This is a genomic window from Ureibacillus acetophenoni (assembly GCF_900220965.1).
Lineage (GTDB): Bacteria > Bacillota > Bacilli > Bacillales_A > Planococcaceae > Ureibacillus > Ureibacillus acetophenoni.
The window spans coordinates 175354-195406 of the sequence record NZ_OBQC01000005.1; the positions used below are offsets into that span (position 1 = coordinate 175354).

Annotated in this window: 20 protein-coding genes; 2 read left to right on the top strand and 18 right to left on the bottom strand. The window is 34.3% G+C overall.

The window, feature by feature from the left end; all coding sequences use genetic code 11:
- Positions 1-12: 12 nt before the first annotated feature.
- From rplI to rpsF, 7 genes are all read right to left on the bottom strand, one after another.
- Entirely contained in the window at positions 13-459 is a 447-nt protein-coding gene (gene rplI / locus CRO45_RS09230; protein ID WP_097149370.1) for a 50S ribosomal protein L9, read from the bottom strand.
- Positions 456-2429, bottom strand: a complete 1974-nt coding sequence (locus CRO45_RS09235) for a DHH family phosphoesterase (protein ID WP_097149371.1) — start codon at positions 2427-2429, stop codon at positions 456-458. The genes rplI and CRO45_RS09235 overlap by 4 nt, the downstream gene beginning before the upstream one ends.
- Before the next feature lie 12 nt (positions 2430-2441).
- A complete protein-coding gene (locus tag CRO45_RS09240; RefSeq protein ID WP_097149372.1) occupies positions 2442-3386 on the bottom strand; it encodes a YybS family protein in 945 nt (314 codons plus the stop codon).
- Positions 3387-3660: 274 nt separating this feature from the next.
- Complete coding sequence (locus CRO45_RS09245) at positions 3661-5352, bottom strand: methyl-accepting chemotaxis protein (protein ID WP_235864561.1); 1692 nt, start codon at positions 5350-5352, stop codon at positions 3661-3663.
- Positions 5353-5633: 281 nt separating this feature from the next.
- Positions 5634-5870, bottom strand: a complete 237-nt coding sequence (gene rpsR, locus CRO45_RS09250; RefSeq protein WP_097149373.1) for a 30S ribosomal protein S18 — start codon at positions 5868-5870, stop codon at positions 5634-5636.
- A gap of 61 nt (positions 5871-5931) precedes the next feature.
- Positions 5932-6477 carry a single-stranded DNA-binding protein gene (ssb, locus tag CRO45_RS09255; protein ID WP_097149374.1) on the bottom strand — a complete coding sequence of 182 codons (546 nt, stop codon included), beginning with the start codon at positions 6475-6477 and terminating at the stop codon, positions 5932-5934.
- Between the two features lie 47 nt (positions 6478-6524).
- The gene (gene rpsF, locus CRO45_RS09260; RefSeq protein ID WP_097149375.1) at positions 6525-6812 is read right to left on the bottom strand and encodes a 30S ribosomal protein S6; all 288 of its coding nucleotides are present in this window, start codon (positions 6810-6812) and stop codon (positions 6525-6527) included.
- 179 nt (positions 6813-6991) lie between these two features.
- Between rpsF and CRO45_RS09265 the strand changes: the two genes are divergently transcribed.
- Positions 6992-7537, top strand: a complete 546-nt coding sequence (locus tag CRO45_RS09265) for a DUF3267 domain-containing protein (RefSeq protein WP_235864562.1) — start codon at positions 6992-6994, stop codon at positions 7535-7537.
- A gap of 59 nt (positions 7538-7596) precedes the next feature.
- Here the strand turns inward: CRO45_RS09265 and CRO45_RS09270 are convergent, their stop codons facing one another.
- The 4 genes from CRO45_RS09270 to CRO45_RS09285 all read right to left on the bottom strand — a co-directional run bounded on the left by CRO45_RS09270 (position 7597) and on the right by CRO45_RS09285 (position 11044).
- Positions 7597-8631, bottom strand: coding sequence for an acyl-CoA dehydrogenase family protein (locus CRO45_RS09270; protein WP_097149376.1), 1035 nt, complete (start codon positions 8629-8631; stop codon positions 7597-7599).
- A 71-nt stretch (positions 8632-8702) separates the two neighbouring features.
- Positions 8703-9803 (bottom strand): redox-regulated ATPase YchF, encoded by a 1101-nt coding sequence (gene ychF, locus CRO45_RS09275; RefSeq protein WP_097149377.1) that lies wholly within the window; start codon positions 9801-9803, stop codon positions 8703-8705.
- Positions 9804-9917: 114 nt separating this feature from the next.
- Complete coding sequence (locus CRO45_RS09280) at positions 9918-10121, bottom strand: DUF951 domain-containing protein (protein ID WP_097149378.1); 204 nt, start codon at positions 10119-10121, stop codon at positions 9918-9920.
- Positions 10121-11044 (bottom strand): mechanosensitive ion channel family protein, encoded by a 924-nt coding sequence (locus CRO45_RS09285; protein ID WP_097149379.1) that lies wholly within the window; start codon positions 11042-11044, stop codon positions 10121-10123. The genes CRO45_RS09280 and CRO45_RS09285 overlap by 1 nt, the downstream gene beginning before the upstream one ends.
- Before the next feature lie 106 nt (positions 11045-11150).
- Between CRO45_RS09285 and yyaC the strand changes: the two genes are divergently transcribed.
- A complete protein-coding gene (gene yyaC / locus CRO45_RS09290; protein WP_097149380.1) occupies positions 11151-11780 on the top strand; it encodes a spore protease YyaC in 630 nt (209 codons plus the stop codon).
- Here yyaC and CRO45_RS09295 read toward each other — a convergent pair.
- The 7 genes from CRO45_RS09295 to mnmE form a co-directional block, all read right to left on the bottom strand.
- Positions 11697-12416 carry a DUF554 domain-containing protein gene (locus CRO45_RS09295; protein WP_097149381.1) on the bottom strand — a complete coding sequence of 240 codons (720 nt, stop codon included), beginning with the start codon at positions 12414-12416 and terminating at the stop codon, positions 11697-11699. The two genes, yyaC and CRO45_RS09295, sit on opposite strands and share 84 nt — an antisense overlap.
- Positions 12417-12616: 200 nt before the next feature.
- A complete protein-coding gene (locus tag CRO45_RS09300; RefSeq protein WP_097149382.1) occupies positions 12617-13456 on the bottom strand; it encodes a ParB/RepB/Spo0J family partition protein in 840 nt (279 codons plus the stop codon).
- Entirely contained in the window at positions 13449-14210 is a 762-nt protein-coding gene (locus CRO45_RS09305) for a ParA family protein (RefSeq protein ID WP_097149383.1), read from the bottom strand. Before CRO45_RS09305 ends, CRO45_RS09300 begins: the two co-directional genes overlap by 8 nt.
- A gap of 172 nt (positions 14211-14382) precedes the next feature.
- A complete protein-coding gene (gene noc, locus CRO45_RS09310; RefSeq protein ID WP_097149384.1) occupies positions 14383-15261 on the bottom strand; it encodes a nucleoid occlusion protein in 879 nt (292 codons plus the stop codon).
- A 331-nt stretch (positions 15262-15592) separates the two neighbouring features.
- On the bottom strand, positions 15593-16309 hold the full coding sequence (gene rsmG, locus CRO45_RS09315) for a 16S rRNA (guanine(527)-N(7))-methyltransferase RsmG (RefSeq protein ID WP_097149385.1): 717 nt from the start codon (positions 16307-16309) through the stop codon (positions 15593-15595).
- A gap of 87 nt (positions 16310-16396) precedes the next feature.
- Complete coding sequence (gene mnmG / locus CRO45_RS09320; RefSeq protein ID WP_097149386.1) at positions 16397-18295, bottom strand: tRNA uridine-5-carboxymethylaminomethyl(34) synthesis enzyme MnmG; 1899 nt, start codon at positions 18293-18295, stop codon at positions 16397-16399.
- Between the two features lie 147 nt (positions 18296-18442).
- Positions 18443-19828 (bottom strand): tRNA uridine-5-carboxymethylaminomethyl(34) synthesis GTPase MnmE, encoded by a 1386-nt coding sequence (gene mnmE / locus CRO45_RS09325; protein WP_097149387.1) that lies wholly within the window; start codon positions 19826-19828, stop codon positions 18443-18445.
- Positions 19829-20053 lie beyond the last annotated feature (225 nt).

Here is a 20053-nt window from a genome sequence, read left to right on the forward strand (position 1 = left end):
ACCATTCTCTCCTTACGCTTCTTCTGTTACGTGTACTTTTAAAGTTGCTTTTACTTCTTGGTGAAGTTTAACTGGGATATTTGAATAACCTAATGAGCGAATTCCTTCGCCTTCCATTTTACGTTTATCAATTTTAATACCATGTGCTTTTTGAAGTGCGTCTGCAATTTGCTTCGTTGATACTGAACCAAATAATTTTCCACCTTCACCAGACTTCGCTTTAATTTCCACTGTCAGCTGCTCTAATTTTTCTTTTAAATCTTTTGCTGCTTGTAATTCAGCTGCAGCATTTTTTTCCTCTAATTTCTTCTGACCTTCTAATTGGCTTAAAGCTTGTTTAGAAGCTTCTACCGCATAGCCGTTTTTAATTAAGAAGTTTTGTGCATAACCATCTGCCACGTTTTTTACTTCGCCTTTTTTCCCTTTTCCTTTAACATCCTTCAAAAAAACTACTTTCATTCCTCATTACTCCCTTCATATAACTCAATAATTGCTTTTTTCAATAACTGAATCGCTTCAGTAATCGTTTCAACTTCAATCTGGCAAGCCGCATTCGTTAAATGCCCGCCGCCTCCAAGTTTCTCCATTATTAGCTGAACGTTAATTTCTCCAAGTGATCTTGCACTAATCCCTATTAAACCATCAGGACGATGTGCAATAACAAATGATGCAGATACATCCTTCATGGCAAGTAGGATATCTGCTGTTTGTGCAATGAGTACTGTATCATAGAATCGACTTTCTTCACCGTGAGCTATAGCCATTCCAGGGTACACAAATTCAACAGTTTGAATTATTTTTGATCGTTCGATATATGTGTTTACATCCTCTTTTAGTAAACGTTGAACTAAAACTGTATCTGCACCATATGTTCTTAAATAGGATGCAGCTTCAAATGTTCTTGCTCCAGTTCGAAGAGTAAAGCTTTTAGTATCAACAATAATACCAGAAAGAAGCGCAGTTGCCTCAAGTTTCGATATTCTATTATTTTCTGGCTGGTATTCTAATAGCTCTGTTACTAGTTCACACGTTGAGGAAGCATATGGTTCCATATAGACAAGGGTTGGATTTGATATAAAATCTTCCCCTCTGCGATGATGGTCGATAATTACAACTTTTTCACAGTCTTTAACAAGGTTTTCATCAATCACTAGACTTGGTTTATGCGTATCGACCACGACTAATAACGATTTTTCAGTCATTTTTGCTCTTGCTTCTTCAGGTGATATAAAATTCTCATAGACTTCGGGGCTTTTTTCAATCTCATTAAATAAGCGACTCACACTACCATTTAACTCATCAAAATTTACAATAATGTAGCCTTTGACTTTGTTTTTTTCAACCATCTTACGGACTCCCATACTCGCACCAATGGAATCCATATCAGGATTTTTATGCCCCATAATAAACACTTGGTCACTTTCCTGAATAAGATCTTGCAAGGCATGGGAAATCACTCTTGCTCTTACACGAGTTCGCTTCTCAACTGGATTTGTCTTTCCACCGTAGAACTTCAATTTACCATTAGGTTGCTTAATCGCAATTTGATCTCCTCCACGGCCTAATACTAAATCCAAGCTTGACTGTGCTAGTTCGCCTAGTTTAATAAGTGATGAGGAACCTGCTCCAACACCAATACTTAATGTTAATGAAAGATTTTTTTGTGACGTTTTTTCACGTATGTCATCTAAAATAGCAAATTTCCCTTTTTCAATTTCACTTAAGATGGATTCATTTAGAATAGCTAAAAATCGATCTGAAGAGATTCGTTTAACATATATTCCATATGTAGCTGCCCATTCATTAATAATCGAAGTAACTAATGTATTCGTTAAACTTCTCGTTTGGTCATCCATTCCTTGTGTAATTTCATCATAGTTATCGATAAATAATATTGCGATCACTGTACGATCTGCATAATATTTTTTTTCAATTTGTAATTGTTCAGTAACATCAAAGAAATATAACAGTCTTTCTGTTTGTTTATAGATGACTTGATATTTTCTCTCACCAATTGAAACAATGAATTCGTGTTTTTCATCTGTCTTTAGTAATTGACGTAAATCATCTGACAGTGAGAAAACTTCTTCTCCTAACAGGCTATCTACATTAAGAATGTTTAGCATAAATGGATTTGCCCATTCAATGTGATATTTATCGTTAATAAGTAATATCCCTATCGGCATTTCTAATAGGGCTTCTTCGCCTACTTTTTTCAACCGATGTGATAGGGATTCAATATATTTTTCTATGTTTTCAAATGTTTTCTTTTCAACTGTCCATGCATAGACAATGCCAATCGCCATAACTATTGCGACGATAATTCCAATCCAAATATTCCAAGTGAGTAATAAAATTACTGCTAGTAATCCAATGATCGATAAATACAGAAGTGGATGTCGTATCGGTCTTTTCTTATAAGTATCCATGTGATCAGCTCCTTACTTCTGAATCTTATCTTTCACTAGCGAGCGAATGTCGAAACCTAAATCCACTATTCCAACTAAGATAACAAAGTTATATAAAGGAATTGCCAATAGGATAACAAGAACTTTTAAAAAGTTAGTTACTTTGATTTTTTTATCTAATAGATACAGGATAAATGAAAGACCTTGAATTGTTAGTAATACCCATAAAATCATATTTAGGTTTAAACAAATAACATATAGTGTTGTACCAATTTCAGGTTTTAAAAATAAACTAATAGACAATACAATTAAGTAATACCAAAGAATAGAGCGCGGAAGTCTTAAATCCTTTAATGCACTAAATTTTGGTACGACTACACCTAGTCTTCTTAAAATTGGTAAGTTAATCGAAATGATAATAAACGCTAATGCAAATGCAGCTAATGTAACTGATGCAGGAATTGTTGTTTCCAATGTAACAAAAAATAAATCTAGAGTTTCTTCTGTCAATGCAGATTGTCCTGTCATACTTTGCGTAAGTTTCAAAGATTGCTCATAACTAGTACGCATCATTTGCATAGACTGTTCAATAAAGTCGAATTCAAACAACTTTAAAGTTATTAAATAATCAATTGCAAAAGTAATTAAAACCGTCAGACCTGTTGACATTAAAATAAATAATTTGCTTTTCTTCAGTTTTAATGAAATCCCTATGACAACCCCTATTGATGCAAAGATCAAAGAGAAAGGTAGTATAAGCAATCCACCTATAAAGAAAGTTAGAAAGCAAGCAATAATAGCAACAAATATTGATTGATTTCGGTCATAATTTGCGCTATACCAAGCGAGTGGCAATGGTGCAAATAATGTAGCAATAATGCTTACAAGAGGCACGTATAATGCAACTGCGATTAATACTACAAATAGGGCAACCATCATTGCACCTTGAGCAAGCCCCTTAGTTTTATTATTCGGCATTTAAAACCTTCCTTTTATTAAGTTCAGATATATATTCATTCGTATATTGTATCACTTTTTCTACTATTGGACAAAAATGCGGGCATTAGGATTTTGGTGAGAAAATGTACCAAAGTATTATATATCCCTATGTTAAATATTATATATAGCATCACCTTAAAATGAAAAAAGACTCCAAATAGTCGCATATTCGACTATATTGGGGTCTCTTCTTTTTCGGAATAGATTTATTTACCTTATGTAGCTACAAATACATATCTCTTTTTTTCTTCAACTACAGCTTAAATTTATGAACTAATTCATTAAGTTTTTCAGCCAACTGTGACAGATCATTTGCGCTGTTAGATATTTCATCCATTGAGCTACTAATTTGTTGAGTTGATGCAGAAGTTTGTTCTACGCCCGCTGCTGATTCTTCTGATATAGCAGCAATTTCTGAAATATAACTATTCATTTTTTCACTGTCTGTTGTAATGCTAGCTAAATTCTCTGAAACAGTATTAATAGTATTAGCCATCTCTAAGATACTTGAGTTTATGCCAGCAAATGTTTTCTCTGTAGTTTCTATTTGAGTTGTTCCTAGTAAAACTTCTTTATATCCTTCTTGTAAAGCCGATGTAACTAAACTTGTTTCATTTTGAATACCAGTTACTATTTCAGTAATATCTGTGATAGATCTAGATACTTGTTCTGCCAGTTTTCTTACTTCATCAGCTACTACCGCGAAGCTTTTACCATGTTCTCCCGCTCGTGCTGCTTCAATTGCAGCATTTAGAGCTAAGAGATTCGTTTGATCTGCAATTTCGTGAATAACAGAAATCAATTTCGTGATTTCTTGCGCTTTAACGTCTAAGCCTTGTACCTTTTGAACGGACTCTTGAACGATTTGGTCAATCTTATTCATCTGCTCATTCGAAGACTTCATTAATTGACTACCTTCACCAGTCATTCGAATAACCTCATTTGAAGAATCCTGAACAGCTTCCCCCATTGTATTTGCATTTTGAATGGATGTTGAAAATGAACCCATAAGGGTAGCTAATTCACTGGCAGTTCTTGCTTCTGATTCTGTACCAGCAGCTAATTCCTGCATAGTAGCAGCGATTTGTTCCGAACCGGAATTTACTTCATCTGCAGATTGACTTAATTCTTCACTTTGACCTGTTATTGAACCTGAAACAACGTTTATTTCTGTTAATAATTCACGAATACTATTATTCATGTCGTTCGTTGCATCAACAAGTTGTCCTACTTCGTCTTGTGATTTAACTTCTAACGGCTCATTACTTAGATCACCTGATGCTATTAACTTCATACGGTCCATAACTTTTATTATAGGTCTTGTAATGATGTTGGAAGTAATATACGCTGCAGCTAAACTAACTACAATTACCAATATAGGAACAATCGTAGATATAAACAATGTACGTTCGCCATTCTCAATGACTGCTGCCTCAGCTGCAATTATAGAATCTCTACTTTCCTTGGCCAATTGATCATACCCAGCTAAAAGTTCCCGTACTACCGTATCTTTACTAGCTAAGTTTTCTCTAGCTAAATCAATATTCCCCTTTTCATACTCCTCAAAGACATCACTTGCGACGTACGTACGCCAATCTACAGTCTTTTTAATTAATTCATCAAATTCTTCAGAAGCACCTATTTCTCGAATTGTTGCTTCTAGTTGTTTTCCCTGTTCTGTATATTCATTGAATCGGTCTTTATAGTCACCACCAAATAGAACATATCCACGGGCTGTTGAAATTCGATTCGCGATTGTTGTAGCCATTTCCTGGTTTGCAATCATAACTGGAAGCTCTTTTTCTACGATATTACGCGCTTCCTCATTACTCTTAACGATTACTGAATAATTATAAACACCGTATAATACGATTAATAATATAACTAATGAAAACCCAAATAGAATTTTCATCCTTATACTTTTAAATGAAAAACCTTTCTTCACTACTCCTACTCCGTTTCTTTAAAATTTGTATACAAATATTATCTAATATTAACAATTGTTACATATCATTTTTACTAAATCAATGGTACTAATTTGATAAAGTCAGAGCGTTTTAGTAATGAAACTTTACTTACGTAGGTATTTTTGACTAAAAAAATAGATTGAATTGATGTTGAATTAGTCTACTTTACTATAAATATTACTTAAAGGGTTTTTATAATTTTTTGGCAACAAAAAAAACACACCAAAGTTTTTACACTTTGATGTGCTTTGTTTACATCTTATTTATCTTCAGCTACGAATGGAAGAAGTGCCATAATACGAGCACGTTTAATAGCTGTAGTTAATTTACGTTGGTATTTTGCACTTGTACCAGTTACGCGACGAGGAAGAATTTTTCCACGTTCAGAGATGAACTTTTTAAGTAAATCAACATCTTTATAATCGATTGTAGTAATGTTGTTTGAAGTGAAGTAACAAACTTTACGGCGTTTGCGGCCTCCGCGACGTTGTGCCATTTACTTTCTCCTCCTTTATAAGTTTTTAACTAGCGTATTTCGTCCTACACTAGTGATTGAATTAGAATGGTAAGTCATCTTCAGAGACTTCAATTGGTCCTTTGCTTGAAGCAAATGGATCCTCATCCATTCTTGTATAATTTTGCTGGTTTTGAGGTTGTTGATAAGAAGCAAACGGATCCTGTTGTGGTTGGTTACCAAATTGCGGTTGGCTTGTACCATATCCAGGTTGATTGCCGTATGATGGCTGCGCTCCATACTGTTGTTGCGGTGCACCTGCACCTCCACTACGAGGTTCTAAGAACTGTACTGAGTCTGCAACTACATCTGTTGTATAAACGCGTTTTCCGTCTTGGCCTTCAAAACTGCCTGTCTGAATACGCCCTTCAACTCCAATCAAACTTCCTTTTCTCATAAAGTTTGCTAAGTTTTCAGCTTGTTTTCTCCAAGCGATACAGCCAATGAAATCCGCTTCACGTTCACCTGATTGGCTAGAAAATGTTCGGTTTACAGCAACTGTAAAACGAGTCATTGGAATGCCACTTGGTGTATAGCGTAACTCTGGATCTTTCGTTAGTCTTCCAACTAAAACGACACGGTTAATCATCTTATACAACCTCCTTTTTTCAGCATTTTTGTATATTTCAATAATTATTAAGCGTCTAAACGAACTGCGATGTGACGAATAACGTCTTCAGTAATGTTAGCAATACGAGTGTACTCATCGATAGCTTCGTTACCAGCGTTTACTTTCACGATTTGGTAGTAACCTTCGCGTAAGTCGTTGATTTCGTAAGCTAAGCGGCGTTTACCCCACTCTTTTGCTTCGATGATTTCTGCACCATTTGAAGTTAAAGCGTCAGTTAAGCGATCTACAACAGCTTTTTTAGCTTCGTCTTCAATGTTTGGGCGAATGATGTACATTAATTCATACTTTCTCATCTTTATTTTGCACCTCCTTATGGACTTTGGCTCACCTAATTTTAGGGAGCAAGGAGTGAATAATTTTATTTACTCACATCTACGAATTGTAACATAGAACATATTTTCTTGCAAGAGAGAATATCGAATCCCATTCACTATTAAATTTAGTTATAATAAAACAATAGGAGGTGGAAGTTGTGAATGAGCTATCAAATCCTCATATTATTGAATTAGATATGAAGAAAATGGCTAGAGCAAATCTTTGGGCTACTTTATGGTTAACTATTCTTTTTATCATTATTAATAATCTTATCCATCAAAGGTTCTCACTATCTATTACCTTTTGGACTTTTATAGTGTTTGTAATTGGTTATGTATTATTAATTGCCCTACATGAAATTTTCCATTTAATTGGTTTTGTTTTGTTCGGTAAAGTGAAGATTAAAGAGCTAGATTATGGAGTAAATCTCAAACTAGGTGTTGCTTATGCGACAACGACTAAACCATTAGAAAATCACATCATGAGAAAAGCATTAATGCTTCCTTTTTGGACGACAGGTGTTTTACCTACTATAATCGGTTTTTATGTAGATTCGTATTTAATCGTAATCCTTGGAGCATTCTTAATAGCTGGAGCAGTTGGTGACTTTTATATGTATAACGAGTTAAAAAAGTTCCCTAACAATAGTTTAGTAAAAGACGATCCTGAGTTACCCAAATTATATATATATCCAAATAATTAAAAACTACACACTGGATGTGACTACTAAAAGTTACTGTAGAGTGTGTAGTTTTATTTATGTTAAGGTGTTAAAAATACATGTTGGCTAGCTGTACATAAATTACGCCACGCGCGGTTTAAAGAAGTTGTTTCAATAACTGCTCCCATACCATAATAACGAATTAGTTTATGGGCATATAACAATAACTCGCTAGATTGATCCTTACAATATGAAGTTAATTCATTTAATTCTTCTTCAAGTAACACTTCCCCCGAAACGTGGCTTTCCCAAAGTTTAGCGACTAACTTGTAGAAGCTTTCTTCAATAAGTTGCAGTTTTGACTGAATTTCATTCAAATTAAGTTTTACCAACTCGTAGCGTTCAGTAGATAGTACATCACTTTTTCGATTTAAAGAGACATCTGCCTCATCTATAAATTGTTCCATTAATCCTAAACATAAAGAGAAAAATGAAGCTTCTGCAAATGAATTAAATGGAAAGCGATGTACAGGTAATTCGTACTCATTGCGGAATAAATCAAACTTGAACGTATCTATATCTTTCACTAATATTTGATCTACTTTCATCGTATGGCTAGATGTAGCTTTTAATCCCATTGCGTTCCAGTCTGGAATAATTTCAACTGTTTCACGTGGAACGCTACAAGTTACAATTTCCTCGCTTTCCTCTATTTTACAATTCATTGTAAATAAAGTTGCGTAGTCAGCCCCACTACAATATTTCCATTCACCTGATATTACATAACCACCATCTACTCTACTTGCGACTCCAAACTTCCCGCTTCCAGCAATCACAGCTTCTTTATGTATAAAACGATCCTTGCAAACTTCCGTTTCAAAAAGTGGTATGAACATATTTCCACCAGAGCCTATTGTGACTGCCCATCCAACATTTCCATCGATTGCACCTGCCTGCTGAAAAAGTTTCAACCCATCTACTAAAGGTAGCTCTAATCCTCCCAGTGCATCTGGTGTAAAAACTTTAAATAATTTTTTCTCATAAATAATCTCTAGCACTTCTGGTAAAATTGTTTTTGCGATTTCCATCTTTTCAGATAGTTCTTTAATCTTTCTAATCTCTTCTTCCGTAAACATTCTACATTCCCCTTTTATGTTTAAATTAAAAAAACTGCTACCAATATGATAGCAGTTGAATTCTATTTATTCTAAACATTAAAGCGGAATAACATAATGTCTCCGTCTTGTACAACGTATTCTTTACCCTCTAGTCTTACTTTTCCAGCTTCTTTTGCAGCTTGCATAGACCCAGCTTCTACTAAATCATCATAAGAAACTGTTTCTGCTCGAATAAATCCGCGCTCAAAATCAGTGTGAATAATACCCGCACATTGTGGAGCTTTCATTCCTTTACGGAATGTCCATGCACGAACCTCTTGTACACCTGCAGTAAAGTATGTTGCTAGTCCTAATAAATCATAAGAAGCACGAATCAGTTGGTCTAAACCTGATTCTTCAATTCCTAATTCTTGTAGGAACATTGCTTTTTCATCATTGTCTAATTCAGAAATTTCTTCTTCAATTTTTGCACAAATCGTAATAACACGTGCTCCTTCTGCTTGAGCGTATTCTTTAACTTGTTGCACATATTTATTATTCTCTGCATCAGCAACTTCGTCTTCAGAAACGTTCGCTACATATAGCATTGGCTTAATTGTTAATAAATGAAGCCCTTTGATTACTTTTAGTTCATCTTCTGATACTTCAACAGAGCGTGCTGGCTTTTCATTTTCTAACGCTTCTTTTATCTTAATAAGAATTGGTTCTTCTACTAATGCTTCTTTATCTTTTTGCTTTGCCATTTTGCTTACACGTTGAAGACGTTTTTCAACGGATTCCATATCCGCTAAGATTAGTTCTAAATTGATTACTTCGATGTCATCAATTGGGTTAACTGATCCAGAAACATGTGTAATATTTTCGTCTTCAAAACAACGTACAACTTGGCAAATTGCATCTACTTCACGAATGTGAGACAAGAATTTATTTCCTAATCCTTCACCTTTTGAAGCACCTTTTACAATTCCCGCGATATCCGTAAATTCAAATCCTGTTGGTACAGTCTTCTTTGGAATAACTAATTCAGTTAGTTTATCTAAACGTGCATCGGGAACTTCTACTACTCCTACGTTAGGATCAATTGTTGCGAATGGATAGTTTGCAGCTAAAGCACCTGCTTTTGTTATAGCATTAAATAATGTAGACTTCCCAACGTTCGGTAGCCCTACAATCCCTGCTGTAAGTGACATTACATTGACACGACCTTTCTAAATTACGTAACTTAATATACTCGTTTTTTCCAGTGTCTATTATATTGATAAGTAGAGCAAAAGTCTAATTCGTTTATATTTAATACTGTTAGGTTATTGTTCTGAATTAGATTTTACTATCACTTTCTTCATTTTTTTCTCAAATTCTCGGCGAGGAATGAGTACACTATGACCACAACCTTCACACTTAATACGGATATCTGCACCCATACGGATAACCTTCCATGCATTTGTACCACATGGATGTTGCTTTTTCATTTCAACAACATCATTTAAATCAAAAGATTTTGCTTCCATTATGCATTTTCTCCTCCTGACTCTGAATTTCCTCTCCCTCGATCATATAGCATCATTTTAGGATATGCCATAGGGATTCCATTTTTATCTAAAATATCCTTCACATCTCGTCGAATAACCCTTGCTATTGCATAATGTTGTAAAGGTTTTGTTTCTGCAATAATACGGATAGTCACTTCTGTTCCTACAACATTCTGAACTCCTAGGAAGGATGGAACACCTACTAACTCTTCAAATTGTTCCGGCAACTTTTTCAAGTAATTACTCACTAATTTTTCTACCTGTTCAATATCTGCTTCTAATCCTACTTGCATATCAATGATTGCTTTTGAATTGTTAACGGAAAAGTTAATAACATCTGTAATTTGACCATTCGGAATAATAAATTGCTCTCCCGTCGTTCCTAAAATTTTCGTTGTTCTAAGTCCAATTTCTACAACTGTTCCTTCTGCTATATTTGCTGTACTTAATCTAACATAGTCTCCAACGCCAAACTGGTCCTCTAATATTATGAAAAACCCCGTAATGATGTCTTTCACTAAACTTTGAGCACCAAAACCAATAGCCAAGCCGGCAATCCCAGCCCCTGCTAATAGCCCCATGATTTCTATTCCTAGTGCTGAAAGAATTGTAATTATTGCTGTGAAGTATACAACATAAGATAAAACACTTTGTAACAATTTTACAATTGTTGTTTGTCGTCGTTCAGAATGATGAATGGTTTTCACCTTTAATGAGAACACACGTTTAATAATTCGTTTGCCTATAAAGATTACTAGATACGAAACGATTAATATTGCAAGGATTTTAATTGAAGCTTCAATAATAAAATTCCACAATTTTTCGCTCGTTAAATAATCCCATACTCTCTCTGTCATTTTAACAAAGGCACCTGGGTCCGGAATTACATTTTCGTCAGCCATTTTTCCACTCCTTGTATAACTACCTAAATTTTTGAATATACTGCATAACAATAAGTGTAAGTTTAGAGAGTCATTTTTTAATAATTTAAAAGAAAGAGAGAGATTTATGCAGAATATAAACGAAACAGTTAGAACTTTTGTACATCATGAACAAGCTGGTGCTGTATGGCGTTTAAGTGATCTATTTTTAAATTATATCCCTTTTGACCATGAGCAAATCATATTTTGTTGTATAGGTACAGATCGTTCTACCGGCGATTCACTTGGGCCACTAACAGGAAGCTTCCTGACAAGCTATCACTCTTTTCCTTTTAAAGTAATTGGAACTTTAGAAGATCCATTACATGCAGTAAATCTACCTTCAACAGTTGAAGAATTACAACAATTAAGTAAAACTCCATTTGTAATTGCCATCGATGCATGCCTAGGATCAGAACAATCAATTGGACAAATTATTGTACATGAAGGGCCACTTTTACCAGGCAAAGCTGTAAAAAAGGAATTACCAGCAATTGGTGATATCTCCATTAAGGGAATAGTTAATGTTGGTGGATTTATGGAAATGCTCGTTTTACAAAATACTAGACTTAAAACAACATATTCTATGAGTGATAAAATAGCTAGAGCTTTACTATTAGCTTGGCAACGTTATTCACTGAAAGGGAAAAATAATCGCAACAACTATACCGACTACAACGATCCCAGGGAGCAAATTGGCTACTCGAATTTTAGTTAAACCAGTCATATTTAGCCCGATAGCAAGGATCATAATACCACCTGTTGCAGTCATCTCTTGAATATATAAGTTTAAGGCTGCTTCTGGTATATAAATACTAATTAAACCAGCTAATAGAGCAATCGCTCCTTCATATAAAAGGATTGGAACAGCCGACAATAACACACCTAGACCTAACGTTGAGGATAATATAATAGCTATAAAACCATCTATAATCCCCTTCGTAATTAGAACATCATGATTATTTCTTAAACCACTATCGAGCGCTCCTATTATTCCCATTGATCCAATAACAAATAATAACGTTGCTGTAACGAATGCATCTGAAATACTTGAATTTGAATTTACCTTTGAATCCCTATTTTTAAAAAGAGATTCAACCCATTTTCCTAATTTGTTTATTTGGTGCTCTAAGTCAAGCCATTCTCCTAATACTGCACCAATAACTAAGCTAACAATAACAATAACGACGTTACTCGTTTCAAATCCCATTTGAATTCCAAGCACGGCCACAGCTAATCCAATAATTTGCAAAACTGTATCTTTCATCTTTTCAGGGATATTTTGAAACAGTCTTCCGATGATTGAACCTATAATAATTAATACCGAATTAATAATTGTTCCTAATAAAATCATAATTAGCCTCTATTCTTCAATCAATACAATCCTATTCTATTTATCGTTAATACTTGTTAATCTTCAAATTCCTTTAAATTGTAAGTAGTTGAATATTATGTAATTGGAACTTAATAATAAGTGAAAATCTACCTTGAAAATTGCAGTTCACAATTTAATGAAGTGAAAATCGAGCGCCAAATGATTGGCGCTCGATTTGATCATAATTCCTCTAACTCTAGTATTTCTAAAATTCGCTCTAAATCTTCCTCTGAATAAAACTCTATTTCAATTTTACCTTTATTTTTATTTTTCTTAATTTGGACATTTGTTCCGAAATACTCTCTTAATTGAGTTTCTTTTGACTGAACAAAAATATCCTTTTTTGTTTTAGGTGTTTCACGTGGAACATTCTCATTATATTCTTTAATCAAATTTTCCAATTGTCGGACATTTAAGTGATGTTTTATTACTTTGTTTGCAACTTCAGGGATTCTTTTCTTGTTTTTTAAGCCAAGTAATGTTCGTCCATGGCCCATTGATAGCTGGCCATCGTTTACCATTTGTCTAACTACATCAGGTAATTGGAGTAAACGAATGTGGTTTGTAATATGCGGACGGGACTTTCCTAGACGTTTAGCAAGGTCTTCTTGAGTGAAATTTAACTTTTCTATTAAGCTTTGATATGCTTCGGCCTCTTCAATTGGTGTCAGATCTTCACGTTGAAGGTTCTCTAAAATAGCAACTTCCATCATTTGTTCTTCTGACATTTCTTTCACGATGGCAGGAATCTCATTCAGATTTGCTAGTTTAGCAGCTCTAAAGCGTCTTTCACCAACAACAATTTCGTATTTAGATCCTTTTTTCCGTACAACGATAGGTTGTATAATTCCATGTTCTCGTATAGATTGTGCTAATTCTTCTATGGCTTCGTCTTCAAAAATTTTACGAGGTTGATATGGGTTTGCAACTAATTTTTGCAATGGAAGTTTTTTAATTTCATTTTCATTTTCCATCGCAGGTAACAAAGCTTCTAAACCTTTACCTAGTCCTCTAGCCATTTTTAATCACTTCCCTTGCTAATTCTAGATAAAGTTCTGCACCTCGTGATTTTGAATCATAGATAATAATCGGTTCACCATGACTTGGTGCTTCACTTAAACGAACATTTCTTGGGATAATTGATTTATAAACTTTTTCTTGGAAGTACTTTTTCACTTCTTCAATTACTTGAATACCTAAATTCGTCCGCGCATCTAACATCGTTAAAACAACGCCATCAATATAAAGTTCTTGATTTAGATGTTTTTGTACAAGGCGAACTGTTGATAATAATTGACTCAAACCTTCTAATGCATAAAATTCACATTGAACTGGGATAATTACTGCATCTGCGGCAGTTAATGCATTAATTGTTAGTAACCCTAGGGATGGTGGACAGTCTATAATAACGTAATCATAGTTATCCTTCACATCATCTAAAGCGTGTTTTAATCGAACTTCACGTGATATGGTAGAAACTAATTCTACTTCTGCACCTGCAAGTTGAATTGTAGCAGGAACTAAAGATAAATTTTCTACCTTCGTCTCTTTTATGACACCTTTTATATCCTCATCATCAATTAATACATCATATATACAATGTTGTGTTTCACCCTTATTAACCCCTACACCACTTGTTGCATTGCCTTGTGGATCAATGTCAATTAGTAACACTTTCTTCCCTAAGTAAGCTAGGCAAGCACTTAAATTAACAGATGTCGTTGTTTTACCAACTCCACCCTTTTGATTTGTTACAGCAATGGTTCTTCCCAAGACGATTGCACCTACTTTCAACTATCAATTTCTATTAAAAAAATTATAAAATTATCATTTAAAATTAAAGTTTTTTAGTACTTCTATTATTCTATCAAAAAAATAGTATTTAGGTTAAAAAAACGATGAAAAAAAGGTTCCTAAATAAAAATAAAGGAACCATCTGTATATATTAATTCTTTTTCTTTGGTATTTTTACTGTAATAGTATAAAAATCTTCAGTTTCTTCTTCTTCTGTTTTTACATTAATACCGCTCTTAGTAACCATTGATAAAGATTGTCTAATAGTATTTACTGCAATACGAATATCTTTACTAATTGCTTTTCTTTTTGGTCTTTCTTTTTTAACTTCTTCTTCTTTTGGCGCTAGTAATTGTTGAATATAATCTTCAAGTTGACGTACGTTCCAATCATATTCTTTAATCAATTCTACTAATTCGCTTTGAGCCTCTTCATCTTTAATAGAAATTAACGCTCTCGCATGTCTTTCAGAAATTTCCCTTTTCAAAATAGCTTCCTGCACATTTTGAGGTAATTTTAATAAGCGTAATTTATTAGCAATTGTTGACTGACCTTTTCCTAGACGTTGGGCAAGTGCTTCTTGTGTCAATGAATGGAGTTCAATCAGTTGTTGATAAGCCATTGCTTCTTCAATTGCTGTTAATTCTTCCCTTTGAAGATTTTCAATCAGAGCAATTGAAGCTGTCTCTTTATCACTTAAATTACGAATGATAGCAGGAACTTCAGTCCAATTAAGCTTTTTCATTGCTCGGTATCGACGTTCACCGGCAATAATCTCATATTGGTCATCATTATAGCGTCTAACAACGATCGGTTGAATGACACCATGCGTATGGATTGTTCTTGCTAATTCTTCTATTTTTTCTTCATCAAAAACTGTTCGAGGTTGATAACGATTAGGAATAATTTTATCGATTGTAATTTTAACTACTTCTTCAGTAGTCTTATTTTCTATTACTTCCACATCACTCTTAACCTCAGATGCTAGCTTATCCCCGCCTCCGAAAAAACGTGAAAAAGGACTTTTCATCCAATGGCACCACCTTTTTGAAACTTTCTTGCTCCTATACTATATTATTAACGAAATATATGTAATTGTACAGTATTCTTCTAATCAAATTCGTCTAGTATACCTGATACTAGATTTATAAACTATTACATCCATAGATTATCCTACCATATAAATTTATGGGAGAGTAATGAGTAATCTACTAAACTGTATTTACTATAAAATATGTATGAAGATAAAAGCAAATTTATTTTAATATAGGTAATTTTCCCAGTAATGTGTTTCACGTGGAACAATTTAAGTGTATTGGGGTTATTTACTGTTTCACGTGAAACATGGTAATTAAATTTATTTATTGAATAGGCGTTTTATTTGGTACTCCAGGTTTTCTAGGGTACTTTTTAGGAGTTTCTTTTATTTTATCAAATATATAGATTGTACGCTCACTTTCTTCAACTGGTAGTTGATAAGCAAACTCTTCTTTTAAAGATGCACCTAATGTTGTGATTGCCTTTTTTGCATCCTTCAATTCTTCTGGTCCAGCAGCTGCCTTTAAAGCAACAAAATTTCCACCCTTTTTGACTAAAGGAATACAAAATTCCGATAAAACTGATAACCTTGCAACAGCACGAGCCGTTGTAACATCAAATTTTTCGCGATATTTTAAATTTTGCCCAAATTCCTCTGCACGAGCATGTACAAACTCAACATGATCTAAATTTAATTGCTCACTTAAATGGTTTAGGAAGTTAATTCGTTTATTTAATGAATCGACAATAGTTACATGTAAATGTGGGAAACATATTTTTATGGGTAAGCTTGGGAAGCCTGCTCCAGCACCAACATCACAAACAGATGTAACTTTTGTAAAATCAAAATAAAAACTGGCACTAATTGAATCATAAAAATGTTTTAAATAAACGCCTTCTAAGTCTGTAATTGCCGTTAAATTCATTTTTTCGTTCCATTCAACAAGTAATTCATAATATTTTTTAAATTGAGCGATTTGCACATCTGATAGTTCTATTCCCTTTTCTTTTAATGCTTCGATAAATTGTTGTTCGTTCATTTTAATCTCCTTTAGCATAAAAAGTTCTAACTTTTTAGTTATTAAAAAAGTGAGCGTTCGAGTATTCGCACTCGAACGCTCAACAATCTATTTGCTACTTACTCGAGCAATTTTCCCTTGCTCAATATAAACAAGAAGAATGGAAATATCTGCAGGATTCACTCCTGAGATTCGAGATGCTTGTGCAATTGACAATGGTCGTACTTCTTTTAACTTTTCACGAGCCTCTGTTGCTAAGCTTGAAATATCATCGTAATCAATATTTTCGGGTATTTTCTTCTCTTCCATTTTGTGAAGTTTCTCTACTTGAGATAGAGCTTTTTGAATATATCCTTCATATTTTAGTTGAATTTCAATTTGTTCTTTTACTTCATCGCTAAATTCAACATTTGGTGGTGTAAGTGATGCCACTAAATTATAAGTCATTTCAGTTCGTTTTACTAAATCTGCTGCACGAATCCCGTCTTTTAGTTCTGTTCCGCCAACAGATCGTATTACTTGCTGAGTTGTTTCGTTTGGTTTAATAATCGTTTCTCGAAGACGAGCAATTTCAGTATCAATTTGTTCTTTCTTCGTTAAATACTTATTATAACGTTCTTCTGAGATCATACCTAATTCGTAAGCTATCTCTGTTAGTCGTAAGTCTGCATTATCATGGCGTAGTAATAAGCGATATTCCGCACGTGAAGTTAGTAAACGATACGGTTCATTTGTTCCCTTTGTCACTAAATCATCAATTAATACTCCAATGTAAGCATCTGAACGTTTTAAAATTACTTCATCTTTACCTAATACTCTTCTTGCAGCATTAATACCTGCCATTAATCCTTGACCTGCTGCTTCTTCATAACCACTTGTTCCATTAATTTGACCAGCAGTATAAAGATTTTTAATTCCCTTAGTTTCAAGTGTTGGCCATAATTGAGTTGGAACAACTGCATCATACTCAATTGCGTAGCCAGCACGCATCATTTGTGCATTTTCTAATCCTGGAACTGTTCGAAGCATTTGAACTTGAATATCTTCAGGTAAACTTGTAGATAACCCTTGAACATATACTTCATCTGTTTCACGACCTTCAGGTTCTAAGAAAATTTGATGACGAGGTTTATCGTTAAAACGTACCACTTTAGTTTCAATTGATGGGCAATAACGTGGTCCAGGACCTGTAACTAAACCAGTAAACATTGGTGCTTTATCTAAATTGTTATTAATAATTTCATGTGTTTCTAAGCTTGTATATGTTAACCAACATGGTAATTGATCTAATATAAATTCAGTTGTTTCAAAGCTAAAGGCACGTGGAACATCATCGCCAGGTTGAATTTCTGTTTTACTATAGTCAATCGTTTTACCATTCACACGTGGTGGTGTTCCCGTTTTAAAGCGTACCATCTCAAAGCCTAAATCAAGTAAGTTATCTGCAAGTTTAAGGGATGGTCGCATGTTATTTGGTCCACTTGAGTATTTCAAATCCCCTAAAATTATTTCTCCGCGCAAATAAGTACCTGTAGTAACAATGACAGTCTTTGCTCTGTAAATACCACCAGTTTGTGTTATAACACCTTTAACTTCACCATCTTCAACGATGAGTTCATCCACCATTGCTTGATAGACAGTTAAATTTTCTTGTTCTTCAATAATACGTTTCATTTCACGTTGGTAAAGAACTTTGTCTGCTTGTGCACGTAACGCACGAACTGCAGGTCCTTTTCCTGTGTTTAACATACGCATTTGTATATGCGTTTTATCGATTACTTTCCCCATTAGTCCGCCTAATGCGTCAATTTCACGAACTACAATTCCTTTTGCAGGTCCTCCAATTGAAGGGTTACATGGCATAAAGGCAATCATATCTATATTGATTGTTAACATGAGTGTTTTTATACCCATTTTACTAGCCGCATATGCTGCTTCTACACCAGCATGACCAGCGCCGATTACTATACAATCAAACGTACCAGCTTCATAAGTTGTCGTTGTCATGCTTATCTTCCTCTCTAAATGTTTACTTATATAATAATTTTCCCACTTATCTTGTTTCAATCAATTTTTTTATTTCACTTAGCAAATGTTTTTAATGTACTGAATGTTTGCATACAGTCACAAATGTGCCAAGGCGTTTTTAATTGATTATTTTCCTAAACAGAATTGGGAGAATAACTGATTAATTAAGCTTTCTTGCACTGTATCTCCTACAATCTCACCTAAGATTTCCCAAGTTCTCGTTACATCAATTTGAACGATGTCTACTGGTACTCCACCTTCAGCACCTTCAATGGCGTCTGAAATCGTTTCAAGGGCTTGATGTAATAATGATATGTGACGTGTATTTGAAACATATGTTAGATCATCTGCTTCAATTTGACCTTCAAAGAATAGTGCTGCTATAGCTTCTTCTAGCTCGATTACTCCTTCTTCTTTAAGTAATGAAGTCGTTACCACTTTTCTACCATTAGCTAATTGCTCTACCTTTTCAAGATCAATTTTTCGTGGTAAATCGGTTTTATTGACCACTACGATAAAATCCATATTTTGAATCGTTTCAAATAATCGTTCATCTTCAACTGATAATTCTTCAGCTGCATTTAGAACAAGTAGTATTAAATCCGCTTCTTTAAGAACTTGGCGAGATCTTTCTACCCCTATTCTTTCAACGATATCTTCAGTCTCACGGATACCTGCAGTGTCTACAAGTCTTAAAGGAACACCTCTTACATTGACATACTCCTCTATAATATCACGAGTTGTACCAGCAATATCTGTTACAATTGCTTTATTTTCTTGTACTAAACTATTCAATAAGGATGACTTTCCTACATTTGGCCTTCCTAATATAACAGTAGATAAGCCTTCACGCAAAATTTTCCCTTGTGATGATGTTTGTAGTAATTTTTGTATCTCAGATTGAACCCAAGAACATTTTTCTAACAACACTGGGATTGTCATTTCTTCTACATCATCATATTCAGGATAATCAATATTAACTTCAACTTGTGCTAACGTTTCAATTAATGCTTGGCGCAAGTCGCCAATTAATCTTGATAATTTCCCATCCATTTGTCCTAAAGCAACATTCATGGCACGGTCTGTTTTCGCACGAATTAAATCCATTACTGCCTCAGCCTGAGATAAGTCAATACGGCCATTTAGGAATGCTCGTTTTGTAAACTCACCAGGTTCTGCAAGTCTTGCTCCATTTCTTAGTACAAGTTGCAGTACTCGATTTACTGAAACAATTCCACCGTGACAATTGATTTCAACAACATCTTCTCTAGTGAAAGTTTTAGGCCCGCGCATTAACGAAACCATCACTTCTTCTACTACATCATTTGTACTTGGATCTATTAAATGTCCGTAATGGATTGTATGTGATTTTTCTTCCTCAAGTTTTTTTCCACTCGGCGACCTGAATATTTTATCGGAAATCTTAACCGCTTCTTCCCCACTTAATCGAACGATGGCAATGGCTCCTTCGCCCATTGGTGTGGATATTGCAGCAATCGTATCAAATTCCATTTGTATATGCTCCTTCTAAAATGTACTTCATCTATTTTTCGAAACTTATTCACATCTATTTGCAAACAAATTTTTAGTTTTTTAATCGGCAAAAGTTATCCACATGAGGATAACTTTTGCGAACAACATTTACTAACAATTTAGAGTAACATATTTTAGTGAAATACGAAAGTAAAGCAATTTCCACATGTGGATATGTATGTTTTTTTATTGTCCCTAAACAAC

Excerpts from the sequence above, each read along its gene's own strand:
- rplI (WP_097149370.1), bottom strand. The coding sequence starts at position 459 with ATGAAAGTAGTTTTTTTGAAGGATGTTAAAGGAAAAGGGAAAAAAGGC.
- CRO45_RS09235 (WP_097149371.1), bottom strand. The coding sequence starts at position 2,429 with ATGGATACTTATAAGAAAAGACCGATACGACATCCACTTCTGTATTTA.
- CRO45_RS09240 (WP_097149372.1), bottom strand. The coding sequence starts at position 3,386 with ATGCCGAATAATAAAACTAAGGGGCTTGCTCAAGGTGCAATGATGGTT.
- rpsR (WP_097149373.1), bottom strand. The coding sequence starts at position 5,870 with ATGGCACAACGTCGCGGAGGCCGCAAACGCCGTAAAGTTTGTTACTTC.
- ssb (WP_097149374.1), bottom strand. The coding sequence starts at position 6,477 with ATGATTAACCGTGTCGTTTTAGTTGGAAGACTAACGAAAGATCCAGAG.
- rpsF (WP_097149375.1), bottom strand. The coding sequence starts at position 6,812 with ATGAGAAAGTATGAATTAATGTACATCATTCGCCCAAACATTGAAGAC.
- CRO45_RS09270 (WP_097149376.1), bottom strand. The coding sequence starts at position 8,631 with ATGTTTACGGAAGAAGAGATTAGAAAGATTAAAGAACTATCTGAAAAG.
- ychF (WP_097149377.1), bottom strand. The coding sequence starts at position 9,803 with ATGTCACTTACAGCAGGGATTGTAGGGCTACCGAACGTTGGGAAGTCT.
- CRO45_RS09280 (WP_097149378.1), bottom strand. The coding sequence starts at position 10,121 with ATGGAAGCAAAATCTTTTGATTTAAATGATGTTGTTGAAATGAAAAAG.
- CRO45_RS09285 (WP_097149379.1), bottom strand. The coding sequence starts at position 11,044 with ATGGCTGACGAAAATGTAATTCCGGACCCAGGTGCCTTTGTTAAAATG.
- yyaC (WP_097149380.1), top strand. The coding sequence starts at position 11,151 with ATGCAGAATATAAACGAAACAGTTAGAACTTTTGTACATCATGAACAA.
- CRO45_RS09295 (WP_097149381.1), bottom strand. The coding sequence starts at position 12,416 with ATGATTTTATTAGGAACAATTATTAATTCGGTATTAATTATTATAGGT.
- CRO45_RS09300 (WP_097149382.1), bottom strand. The coding sequence starts at position 13,456 with ATGGCTAGAGGACTAGGTAAAGGTTTAGAAGCTTTGTTACCTGCGATG.
- noc (WP_097149384.1), bottom strand. The coding sequence starts at position 15,261 with ATGAAAAGTCCTTTTTCACGTTTTTTCGGAGGCGGGGATAAGCTAGCA.
- rsmG (WP_097149385.1), bottom strand. The coding sequence starts at position 16,309 with ATGAACGAACAACAATTTATCGAAGCATTAAAAGAAAAGGGAATAGAA.
- mnmG (WP_097149386.1), bottom strand. The coding sequence starts at position 18,295 with ATGACAACGACAACTTATGAAGCTGGTACGTTTGATTGTATAGTAATC.
- mnmE (WP_097149387.1), bottom strand. The coding sequence starts at position 19,828 with ATGGAATTTGATACGATTGCTGCAATATCCACACCAATGGGCGAAGGA.